We start from the raw sequence: 12,670 nt of genomic DNA, 5'->3' as shown, positions 1-12,670 counted from the left end.
TCCTATATTCCATTCTGATTCCCCATATTCTTTAGCTAAATACTTAGTAGCTTTTTGAGATTCCAATTGTATTTTTCTAAATATATTATGTGTCAATATTTCAGATTTAACAGAGATAAAAGGAATCATGTTAGATTGTAAATACGAATGCCAACCTAAAGCCCCCAATCCCAAAGCTCTACTTTTTTCTGCAAAACGAACAGCATCCTCTATTCCTCTTATATTTTTCCCTTTATCAATAAATTCTTGCAAAACAGCATCAAGAAATAAAATAGCATAAAAAACAGTTTTTGAATTTTTCCATTCTACATATTTATATAGATTTAGAGAAGAAAGACAGCATACAAGAGTATGATTTTCGTCTGTTGGTAACATTATCTCTGAACAGAGGTTACTATGATGTATTTTTAATCCGTTTTTTTTCCAATTTTCTGGAAGATTTTGATTAGCATTGTCTTTGAAAAAGAGATATGGTTCTCCTGTTTTTACACGTTCTTTAAGAGTATTTAGCCACAAAGCTCTTTCTTTTCCGTTTTTTTTCAATACATTTTCCATAAATGAATTAGAAATTATCACGCCCTGATGAACATTGTGACATTGACGATTAATATCCCCTTTAGGTTCTCTTATTTTTAGAAATTCTGGATACTCTTTATGTTCTATATTTAAATAGATAGCTACAGCACCTCTTCGTGTTCTACCTTGTTTACTAGCCACTATTGCACTATCATATGATTTAATAAAAGGAATAATTCCATCAGAAGTTCCTAATGTTCCATTTTTTATAGGACTACCTACAGATCTAACCAAACTAAAATCATATGATGTTCCTCCTCCATGTTTACTAAGTATAGCCATCTCTAAATTTTTTCTATATATCTCATACATGCTATCTCCAATTCTTCCCGAAAAACAACTGATCGGTAAACCTTTTTCTGTTCCTAGGTTTACCATTACTGGAGTAGAAGGAATTAGCCACCCTTTCCAAAAAATATTAAAAAAATCTCCTTCTATTTTTGGCTTTTTAAGAATTTTTGCTGCATTTTTTGCTAATCTTTTGTATGCTTCAAAAGGAGTTTCTCCATCTAATAAGTATCCACCTTTAATTGTAGTCAAATATAATTCATTGTTAGCCCAAACAGGAAAATCTTTTCCAACTTTCCATCCTTCTTTTTCTGCAATAGGGTGTGTTTCCATTTTTTTTTAGAACTATATTTCTATTTATTTTTTTCTTTTTCTATTTGCTCTTTTAGTTTAGCCAATCCTTCTATATCACCAAGAGTGGATCTCTCAAATTTTCTGTTTCTCACACGTTGTTCTTTCTTCTTATCTTTATCACGATAAATAGATGTATGAGAAACCACAATTTTTTTAGTTTCTTTATTAAATTCTATTACCTTAAAATTAGTTTTTTCTCCTTTTTTAAGGATACTTCCATCTTTTTTTTCTAAAAAACGTAATGGGGAAAAGGCTTCAATTTCTTGATTTTGTGAAAATTTAACAGAAGCTCCTTTATCAAATAAATTTGATATTATTCCATTATGAATGCTTCCTACATAATAATTTTTCTCATACTTATCCCATGGATTTTCCGTTAGTTGTTTATGTCCTAAGTTTATTCTTCTAGCCTGAGGATCTAAAGAAAGTACAATAACTTCTAATTCATCGTTTATATTGCAAAATTCAGAAGAATGTTTAATTTTTTTGATCCATGAAAGATCATTAGTGTAAATAACTCCAGATATTCCTTTCTCTAATTTCAAAAAAACCCCAAAACTTGTAAATTTTTTGACAAATCCAATATGTTTAGATCCTATAGGATATCTATCTTGTATATCAATCCAAGGATCTTTAGTAAGTTGTTTTACACTTAAAGACATTTTTCTTTCTTGACGGTCTATCGTCAAGATGACAGCTTCTAATTCATCTCCTATTTGCAAAAAATCTTGTGGGGAAGACAAATCAGTAGACCAAGACATTTCGCTAATGTGCAGTAAGGCTTCCACTCCTGGTATAATTTCTACAAATGCTCCATAATCTGCCAAAACAGTGACTTTTCCTTTTACTCTACTTCCTACCTTTAGATCTTTATCTAAAGAGTTCCAAGGATGAGGTTGCAATTGTTTCAATCCCAATTGTACACGATTTTTTTCCTTGTCTACTCCTAAAACTACAAATTTTAATTCTTGTTCTAATTGAACAACTTCTGTGGGATGATTGATGTGTGGCCAACTCATATCGGTAATATGAAGTAAAGCATCCACTCCTCCTAAATCTACAAAAGCGCCATAAGGAAGAATGTTTTTTATTTTTCCTTCTAAAACTTGACCTTTATCCAATTTTGAGATCATCTCTTTCCTCTGTTCTTCAATATCTCTTTCTATTAATACTTTATGAGAAACGACTACATTTTTTGTTTTTTGATTAATCTTAACTACTTTAACTTCCATAGTTTTTCCCACGTAAGTGTCATAATCTCGAACAGGTTTCACATTTATGTGTGATCCAGGTAAGAAACATTCAATATCAAATATCTCAACAATCAGTCCTCCTTTTGTTCTAGCCGCAACATAGCCTAATATCACTTCTGATTTTTCGTAGGATTCATTGATTTTTTGCCAATTTCTCAACATTTTTGCCTTTTGATACGAAAGAATACATTGTCCTTTATAATCCATTTTCACAACCATAACTTCTATCTTGCTTTCAACTTGAATATTTGAATTTTCTCTAAATTCGCTTATAGGAATTGCTCCTTCTGCTTTAAATCCAATATCTACAATAACAGTTTTATCCGTAATGTGTGTTACTACTCCTTTATATATTTCCAATTCTTGAATATTGGGTAAAGTTTTTGTGTATAATTCTTCAAATTTTTTTCTTTCTTCCAGTATATCATCATTTAAATGAGTTTCATATTTCGTCCAATCGAAACTTGTTTCTATTTTTCCCTGATCATTCAATTTGTCATTATCAGATAAAGGGGATTCTTTTCTTTTTATTTCTTCGGTTTGATTAGACATAATTTTTATTATTTTTTTTCTATTTTTTTCTCTGTCTATATGAACAATGAACAAATATGGATAGAGAAATTAGAATCGAATATTCTCGTTTATTTATTTAATTTTTACGAAAAAAACAGATAATACAAAACTAATAATTTTTCAGTAACTTTTTCTACTAATTCAAATAAAATGTACCTCATTGTTGATACAGAAACAACAGGATTGCCTATATCCTATAATTTTCCAATTACTCATACAGATAATTGGCCAAGAATTGTACAATTCTCATGGCAAAGTCATGATATTCTAGGAAATTTAATAGAATTTAAAAATTTTATTATCAAGCCTGATCATTATGATATTCCTTTCAATGCTTTTAAAATTCATGGGATTACTAATGATAAAGCTGAAAAATATGGAGTCGATTTGAGTTTTGTTCTTCGTGAATTTCGAAATTCTCTTGAAAAGTCTCAATGTTTAATTGGACATAATTTAGAATTTGATAGAAAAGTTATAGAAAGTGAATTTTTTAGAAAAAAAACAGAAATTTCTTTTCTAAAGAAAAAAATATTAGATACAAAAGTAGTTTCTGTTTCTTATTGCAAATTGTCAGGGAATAGAAAAAAATTCAAATGGCCCACGTTATCTGAATTATATCAAAAACTTTTCGAAGAAAATATCCCCAATCTTCATAATGCGGCAAATGACGTAAAAGCTACGGCTCGTTGTTTTTTAGAGCTACTACGTATTGGAATCATATCACATCAAGATATAGGAATGGAAGAAAATACAATCTTAAAATTCAAGAATAAATATTCATCTAAAATTTCTTCCTCTATAGTATCTTTTGATTCTTCTTTGTCTTTCCCTACATCTGCAGTAGAGAAAAAAGAAAAAATAAACTTTAATAATAATGGAGAGAGATTGAAAGAAGAATTGAAAAAAAAAAAATACTCTCATATTCACAATCACACTTATTTTTCTATCCTTTATTCTACTGTAGATATACAATCCTTGGTTGATAGAGCTATACGTTTTAATATGCCAGCTGTAGCAATAACAGATTATGGAAATTTAATGGGATCTTTTCGTTTTTTAAATGCTATTCATTCTATAAATAAAAAATATTATCCCCAAAAATCGATTAAAGGAATCATTGGTTGTGAAGTTTTTTTTTCAAACAATTATTTGCAAAAAAAATTTACAAAAGATGAACCGGATAAACGGTATCAACAAGTTTTTTTATCTAAAAATAAAAAAGGTTATCACAATTTAGCAAAACTTTGTTCACTTGGGTTTACAGAAGGTTTTTATGCTGGGGTTCCTAGGGTTGGAAAAGAATTAATTGAAAAGTACAAGGAAAATTTAATTGCCCTTACTGGAGATCTCAATGCAGAAATTCCGTATACTATCCTTAATTATGGTGAAAGAAAAGCGGAAAAAATTTTTTTATGGTGGAAGGAACTTTTTGGAGATGATTTCTATATAGAGTTATTACGTCATGGATTAGAAGAAGAAGATCATGTTAATAATATATTACTCAAATTTTCTAAAAAATATCATGTAAAATATATTGTTCAAAACAATACTTTCTATTTAGATCAAAACGAGGCAAATGCGCATGATATTTTGCTTTGTGTAAAAAATGGAGAAAAACAATCAACACCTATAGGAAAAGGAAAAGGTTATAGATTCGGTTTTCCCAATCATGAATTTTATTTTAAAAGTTCAGAAGAAATGAAAAAAATATTTTCTGATCTTCCAGAGTCTTTTGATTTTTTAGAGGAATTGATTAACAAAATCGAATCTTATCATCTTTCACATAAAATATTGCTTCCAAAATTTCAAATTCCAAAATTTTTTGAAGATCCTATGGATAAAATGGACGGAGGAAATAGAGGAGAAAATCGCTTTTTAAAAAAAATCACTTATGAAGGAGCTAAAAAACGTTATAAAAATTTCACAAAAAAAATCCAAGAAAGAATTATTTTTGAGTTAAAAACAATAGAAAAAATTGGGTATCCTGGTTATTTCCTTATTGTTCACAATTTTATTCATCAAGCTAGAAAAATGAATATTTCAGTTGGACCTGGAAGAGGATCAGTAGCAGGCTCCGTTGTTGCTTATTGTTTAGGGATCACCAATATAGATCCAATAAAATACCATCTTCTTTTCGAACGTTTTTTAAATCCGGATAGAATTTCTTTACCAGATATTGATATTGATTTTGACGATAAAGGACGTGAAAAAATAATTGAATGGGTAGTTCAAAAATATGGGAAACATCAAGTAGCACAAATCATAACATATGCAACAATGGGCGCTAAATCATCTATTAGGGATACTGGACGTGTATTAAACTTATCTTTAAAAGAAACAGATTTTCTCGCGAAAATGATTCCGAATATGTTATCATTAAAAACTATTTTATCAGAAAATTATTCCATAGAAAAAATTAATAAAGAAGAAATAAATAATATACAAAAAATTAGAAAGATAGCGAACAATAAAGATTCCTTAGAGGGGAAAGTTTTGCAGCAAGCAAAAATTTTAGAGGGAACTATAAGAAGCACAGGGATACACGCTTGTGGCATTATAATAAGTCCATACGATATTAAAGAATATATTCCGGTTTCTGTGTCAAAAGAATCTGATTTATTGCTTACACAATTTGATAATCATGTTGTAGAACATGCTGGTTTATTAAAAATGGATTTTCTAGGATTAAAAACTCTGACTATTATTAAAGATGCTGTGAATCTCGTAAAAAAAAGACGAAAAAATATTAATACAGAATTTTTATTTCCTTTAGAAGATAAAAAAACTTATTATCTTTTTCAAAAGGGAGAAACGATTGCTGTTTTTCAATATGAATCTCCAGGGATGCAAAAATACTTACGTCAACTTAAACCTGATAAATTTGATGATTTAATAGCAATGACTGCACTGTATAGACCTGGTCCCTTACAATATATTCCTAATTTTATATCTAGAAAACACGGAAAAGAAGCCATAACCTATGATTTGCCAGAAATGGAGGAGTTTTTAAAAGAAACTTATGGAATAACAATATACCAAGAACAGGTTATGTTAATAGCTCAAAAAATAGCTGATTTCAGCAAAGGAGATGCGGATATTCTTAGGATAGCTATGGGGAAAAAACAAAAAGAAGTTCTCAATAAAATGAGAAATCAATTTATTGAGAAAGCCATGATAAAAGGGTATTCTAAAAATATATTAGAAAAAATATGGAAAGATTGGGAATATTTTTCTTGTTATGCTTTTAATAAATCTCATGCTACATGTTATGCCTATATCGCTTTTCAAACTGCTTATTTGAAGGCTCATTTTCCATATGAATATATGGCTTCTGTATTAAGTAATAATATGCATAATATTAAACAGCTTACTTTTTTCATAGAAGAATGCAAAAAAATGAATATTCCTGTGATTAATCCAGATATAAATAATAGTAATTCTTTTTTTGAAGTAACTGATCAGAACAGTATTCGATTTGGTCTTACAGGAATAAAAGGAGTTGGAGAAAATGCTGTTAAAATCATTCTTCAAGAAAGAGAAAAAAACGGACCATTCACCTCTATTTTTGATCTGGTCAAAAGAATTGATTTACGTATAGTGAATAAAAAAACTTTGGAAAGTTTAATTCTATCTGGATCTTTAGACTGTTTTCATATACATAGAGAACAATACTTTCATATCGGATTTGATGAGAAATTAAACGTTTTGGAAAAAACTATTCGATTTGGATCAAAATTTCAAAAAGCAAAAAATAAAAATATTGAAATGAAAGTGGATCCCCCTGTTATAATGGAATGTGATTTATGGAGCAATATATATAAATTATCCAAAGAAAAAGAAGTTTTAGGTGTTTATGCTTCTGCACATCCTTTAGATGATTATTATTATGAAATGAAATATTTTACTAATATCTCATTAGATCAGCTAAATAAAAAAGAATCGATCCTTGTAGGAAAAAAAATCCATATATGTGGACTTTTATCCAAAGTAGAAAAAAAAACATATGTAAAAAGTGGGATCAAATATGGTCTTTTTTTATTAGAAGATTATAATTCTTCTAAAGAGTTCAGAATTTACGGACAACAGTATTTGAAATATGAACCAATTTTATTGAGTAACAGTTTATTGTATTTATGTTTTTCTCTTGAAAAATCAAAATATAAAGAATATAAAATAAATATTTTTCATATAGAAAATTTAAAAGATGTTCTCCAAAAATTAGTACTTAAACTAATAGTAAAAATTAATATTAATGATTTGAATAACACAATTATTAGTAATATAGAAAAGTTATTTTCTCAACAAATAGGAAATAAAAAACTAAATATTGTTCTTTATGATAAGGAAAATAGAATTTTTTTAAATTTCGAGTCTAGAAAATATGGAATTGATATTAATTCAAGTTTTTTAAAGAAATTAGAAAAAATAAACGGATTAAATTTTTGTTTAAATTAAAACTTATCAATATCAAGGGAAGTAGAAAGACTGAGATTAATTAAAAAGACTTTATTAAATTTGTAGTACAGTAAAAGTAAAATATATGAAGCATAATTCATACTCCTACCAATCGTTACAACTCATTTATTTTTTTTAGTGGCTTCTTACAAAAATGAAAATCAAAGTTAGAGTATCTCATGAAGAGGATACAAAATACGCTTCCTTAATTTGTCAGAAAATTGAGGAATCAGCAAAGAGCAGAGGAACTGGAATCGAAAAAAAAGATCCGGAATATATAAAATCAAAAATGATTCATGGAAATGCAGTAATTGCTTTTTGTGATGAAAAATTAGCGGGATTCAGTTATCTTGATATTTTTCAAAATAAAGAATTTGTAGTTAATTCCGGTTTAATTGTTCTTCCTGAATTTAGAAAACAAGGATTGGCAAAAATTATTAAAATTGAAATATTTAAACTTTCCAGAAAAAAATATCCAAATTCAAAAATCTTTAGCATAACAACAAGTAATCCGGTTATAAAAATCAATACGGAATTGGGATTTAAACCTGTTGCTTTTAGTGAACTAACCCAATCAGAAAAATTTTGGGGGGGATGCCAAAGCTGCGCAAACTTTGATATATTAACCAGAAATCATAGAAAAATGTGTTTATGTACAGGTCTTTTATATGATCCTAATGCAGATAAAAAGAAAAATAATAAAAAAAAATTAGGATCATATAATAGAAATAATTATTTATCTACAGGAGATAAGATCGTTTTAGCTTATAGTGGAGGATTGGATACTTCTTATTGTTTAAAATATCTCATCCGAGAAAAATACGAAGTTCATACAGTTATTATTAATACAGGAGGATTCAACAAAGATGAGTTAGAAAAAATTGAAAAAAGAGCTCTAAGCATTGGTTCTCAGTCTCACAAAACAATTGATTCCATAGAAGAATATTATCAAAACTGTATAAAATATCTTATATTCGGAAATATTCTTAAGAATAATACTTATCCGCTTTCAGTAAGTTCCGAAAGAATTTTTCAGGCTATTAAAATAGCTCAGTATGCAACTTTTATTCAAGCGAAAGCAATTGCTCATGGGTGTACAGGAGCTGGAAACGATCAAATTAGATTTGATATAGCCTTTCAAATTATTTGTCCAGAAAAAATAACTTTATCTCCTATAAGAGATATGAAAGTTTCTAGAGAAGAAGAGATTGAATATTTGAAGAATCAAGGAATATCTATTTGTTGGGATCAAGCAAAATACTCGATTAACAAAGGGATTTGGGGAACGAGTATAGGAGGAAAGGAAACACTTACTTCTTCTCACGATTTTCCGGAAGAGGCTTATCCAACCAAATTAAGTAGAAAAAAAAGGGAGAACTTAGAACTAGAATTTGAAAAAGGAGAACTAGTAGGTGTTAATCAAGAAAAAGGGAAAGCTATAAAAAATATAATCAAGATTGAAAAAATAGCCTCAGAATTTGCTATAGGAAGAGGAATTCACATAGGAGATACGATTTTGGGTATTAAGGGAAGAGTCGCTTTTGAAGCTTCAGCTGCAATTATTATTATTAAGGCACATCATCTATTAGAGAAACATATTCTCACGAAATGGCAACTTTATTGGAAAGAACAACTCTCTAATTGGTATGGTATGTTACTTCATGAAGCTCAATACTTAGATCCTGTCATGCGTGATATAGAAAAGTTTTTAAAAAGTACACAAGAAAGATTGACCGGGACTGTAGATATGATTCTCTATCCTTATAGATTTCATTTAGTAGGGATCAAATCTAAATTTGATTTAATGGAATCTTCTAACATGGCTCAATATGGAGAAATGAATTATGCTTGGAGTGCAGAAGATGTGAGGGGTTTTACAAAGATTTTGAGCAATCAAATGAAAATGTATCATAACTTAAATAAAAAAGAAAAATGATTGAAATAGGTATTATTGGAGGTGCTGGATATACTGCTGGAGAATTAATTAGATTGATGATTCATCATCCAAAAATAAAAATAAAAAGTATAGTTAGTAGAAGTCATACAGGAGAATTGATTCATTTGGTTCATCAAGATCTATTAGGAGAAATAAAAGATATGAAATTTACTCGTGATTTAAAAAAAGAAATAGATGTAGTATTTCTTTGTTCAGGACATGGACAATCTAGAAAAGAATTGAATCACATATCAGAAATAACAAAAGTCATTGATTTAAGTCAAGATTTCAGAATCATGAATGAATCCTCTTTTAAAAAGAGAAATTTTGTCTATGGATTACCAGAGTTACAAAAAGAAACAATAAAAAAATCGAATAATATAGCCAATCCTGGATGTTTTGCTACAGCTATTCTTTTAGCAATTTTGCCATTAGCTAAAAATCAATTATTAAAAAATAATATTCATATTAGTGCTATAACTGGTTCTACAGGATCTGGAAGGGAACAGAGTGAAACGAACCATTTTAGTTGGAGGAATAATAATATTTCTGTTTACAATATCTTTCAACATCAACATTTACAGGAAATCGAACAAACCATTCATCAAGTACAAAATAATTTTTGTTCTAAAGTTTATTTTATCCCTTATAGAGGAAATTTCTCAAGAGGAATTATAACCACTTTATATACTTATTCTACTTTTTCTTTAAAAAAGAATAGGGAAATATATAAAGAATATTATAAAAATCATCCATTTGTAAATATTTCTGATATTAACATCGATGTAAAACAAGTAGTCAATACTAATAAATGTATTTTATATCTTGTTAAAGAGAAGGATAAATTGGTTGTTGTTAGTATTATAGATAATCTTATAAAAGGAGCTTCTGGTCAAGCCATACAAAATATGAATCTTATATTTAATTTGGATGAAACTTGTGGTTTAAAATTGAAATCCGTTCGTTTCTAATCAAAAAAAATATGAAATTATTTGACGTTTATCCTATTCTAGATATAGAATTAAATAAAAGCAAAGGATCTTATTTGTTTGATGTGAAAGGAAATATGTATTTAGATTTTTATGGAGGACATGCTGTGATTTCGATTGGTCATTCACATCCATATTATGTAAAATCCTTAACTGAACAGATTCATAAAATATCCTATTATTCTAATAGTGTTTATATTTCTCAAAAATATAAATTGGCGAATCTTCTTGGAAAGATATCAGGATATAAAGATTATTCCTTATTTATATGTAATTCTGGGACAGAATCTAATGAAAATGCATTGAAAATAGCTTCTTTTCATACAGGAAAAAAAAAGGTTATTGCTTTTAAGGGATCTTTCCATGGAAGAACAAGTGGAAGTGTATCGGTTACGGATAACTATAAATTAGTATCCCCTTTTAATGCTCAACATGAAACTATATTTATAGACTATCAAAATGTTGATTCTTTAGAAGAAGAATTAAAGAACAAAGATGTCTGTGCTTTAATTACTGAAGGAATACAAGGAATATCTGGAATTGTAGATCCAGGGTTAGACTTTTTTTGTAAAGTTAGAGATCTTTGTAATAAATACGATACAGTGTTGATTATTGACGAAGTTCAAAGTGGATATGGAAGAACAGGATCTTTTTTTTCTCACCAATTCTATCCTGTAAAACCAGATTTAATTACTATAGCTAAGGGGATGGGAAATGGGTTTCCTATAGGTGGGGTACTCATACATCCTAAATTTAAACCATATTATGGTATGTTAGGGACTACTTTTGGTGGAAATCATTTAGCTTGTACAGCTGGAATTGCTGTATTAGAAATCATTCAAAAAGAAAATTTAATTGAAAATGCAAAAAAAATGGGAAAAATACTGTTACAAGAATTGCGTCTCATTCCTGAGATTAAAAAAATAAGGGGGAGAGGGCTCATGCTAGGAGTAGAATTTGATTTTCCTATTCAGGATTTAAAAAATATTTTAATTTATAAAGAGAAAGTATTTATTGGAATATCTAACAATCCATATGTTTTACGATTACTTCCTCCGATGAATATTAACGTAAGTCATATCAAATTATTCCTTACAAAATTAAAGAATGCCTTAGCATATCTATATAAAAAAAATGGAAAATAATAAAATAAGAAACAGGGCTATCCTTATGTTAGAAGATGGAACAAGGTATGAAGCTTATCATTTCGGAGCACCAGTATCCTCTTCTGGAGAGGTTGTATTTAATACAGCTATGACCGGTTATACAGAAAGTATGACGGACCCCTCTTACAAAGGGCAAATCCTTACTTATACTTATCCGATAATAGGAAATTATGGAATTCCATCTTCTTCTTGTAAAGAATATGAATCTATTCCTAAATTTTATGAATCCGATAGAATTCAAGTATCTGGGCTTATTATTTCTTATTATTCTAACAGACCGTATCATTGGAATATGAGTTTATCTCTATCTGATTGGTTATCTAAAAATGGAGTTCCTGGATTATTTGGCCTAGACACCAGATTCATTGCAAAAAAACTTAGAAAAAAAGGAGGATCTATGTTAGGTAAAATTTTAATGAAAAATGAAAATCTTCCTTTTTATGACCCAAATCAGGATAACCTTTCTGAAAAAGTCTCTATTCATGAAAAAATCACATATGGAAATGGAAAATATAAAATATTGCTCGTAGACTTTGGTTTAAAGAATAATATTTTACGTTGTCTCTTGAGAAGAAATTGTACTATTATAAGGGTTCCATGGGATTATGATTTTACAAATGAAGAATTTGATGGATTGGTTCTTTCTAATGGTCCTGGAAATCCTAAAATTTATGAAAAACCTATACATTATATTCGTATAGCTATGAAAAAAGAACGACCTATATTTGGTATATGTTTGGGAAATCAACTTTTGGGAATTGCAGCAGGAGGTGATACTTATAAATTAAAATATGCACATAGAGGTCATAATCAGCCAGTTTTATCACTAAAAACAGGAAAATGTTTTATTACATCACAAAACCATGGATATGTTTTGGATGCAATAAATCTTCCTAAAGAATGGGAAATTTTTTTTAAAAATTTAAATGATGATACTTGCGAAGGAATCATTCATGATTATAAACCTTTTTTTTCGGTACAGTTTCATCCAGAAGCTTCAGGTGGACCTACGGATACCGAATTTTTATTCGATCTTTTTATCAATTCAATTGTTAGAAGCAATAATTAAAATAATCTTCC

7 protein-coding genes (1 of these 7 cut by a window edge) are annotated in these 12,670 nt (G+C 28.6%); 5 read left to right on the top strand and 2 right to left on the bottom strand.

Annotated features, from left to right (window positions below; translation table 11 throughout):
* Positions 1 to 1,197, bottom strand: the 5' portion of a protein-coding gene (locus H0H47_RS01665; protein WP_185865773.1) for a ribonucleoside-diphosphate reductase subunit alpha. The gene continues 516 nt to the left of window position 1, outside the view; the window shows 1,197 of its 1,713 coding nt (coding positions 1–1,197); its start codon is at positions 1,195 to 1,197; its stop codon lies beyond the left edge, outside the window.
* A gap of 20 nt (positions 1,198 to 1,217) precedes the next feature.
* Positions 1,218 to 3,023, bottom strand: a complete 1,806-nt coding sequence (gene rpsA / locus H0H47_RS01660; protein WP_185865772.1) for a 30S ribosomal protein S1 — start codon at positions 3,021 to 3,023, stop codon at positions 1,218 to 1,220.
* Between the two features lie 171 nt (positions 3,024 to 3,194).
* On the opposite strand from rpsA, the gene dnaE reads away from it, so the two are divergent.
* The 5 genes from dnaE to carA all read left to right on the top strand — a co-directional run bounded on the left by dnaE (position 3,195) and on the right by carA (position 12,659).
* Entirely contained in the window at positions 3,195 to 7,499 is a 4,305-nt protein-coding gene (dnaE, locus tag H0H47_RS01655; RefSeq protein ID WP_185865771.1) for a DNA polymerase III subunit alpha, read from the top strand.
* A gap of 154 nt (positions 7,500 to 7,653) precedes the next feature.
* Positions 7,654 to 9,435 (top strand): argininosuccinate synthase domain-containing protein, encoded by a 1,782-nt coding sequence (locus H0H47_RS01650; protein WP_185865770.1) that lies wholly within the window; start codon positions 7,654 to 7,656, stop codon positions 9,433 to 9,435.
* A complete protein-coding gene (gene argC / locus H0H47_RS01645) occupies positions 9,432 to 10,406 on the top strand; it encodes an N-acetyl-gamma-glutamyl-phosphate reductase (RefSeq protein ID WP_185865769.1) in 975 nt (324 codons plus the stop codon). Before H0H47_RS01650 ends, argC begins: the two co-directional genes overlap by 4 nt.
* Before the next feature lie 11 nt (positions 10,407 to 10,417).
* Positions 10,418 to 11,569 (top strand): aspartate aminotransferase family protein, encoded by a 1,152-nt coding sequence (locus H0H47_RS01640; protein ID WP_185865768.1) that lies wholly within the window; start codon positions 10,418 to 10,420, stop codon positions 11,567 to 11,569.
* Positions 11,559 to 12,659, top strand: coding sequence for a glutamine-hydrolyzing carbamoyl-phosphate synthase small subunit (carA, locus tag H0H47_RS01635; RefSeq protein WP_185865767.1), 1,101 nt, complete (start codon positions 11,559 to 11,561; stop codon positions 12,657 to 12,659). Before H0H47_RS01640 ends, carA begins: the two co-directional genes overlap by 11 nt.
* The last annotated feature ends 11 nt before the right edge of the window (positions 12,660 to 12,670 follow it).

It is taken from the genome of Blattabacterium cuenoti, assembly GCF_014252075.1.
Classification (GTDB): domain Bacteria; phylum Bacteroidota; class Bacteroidia; order Flavobacteriales; family Blattabacteriaceae; genus Blattabacterium; species Blattabacterium cuenoti_AC.
This window is presented reverse-complemented; position numbering and strand designations above follow the sequence as displayed.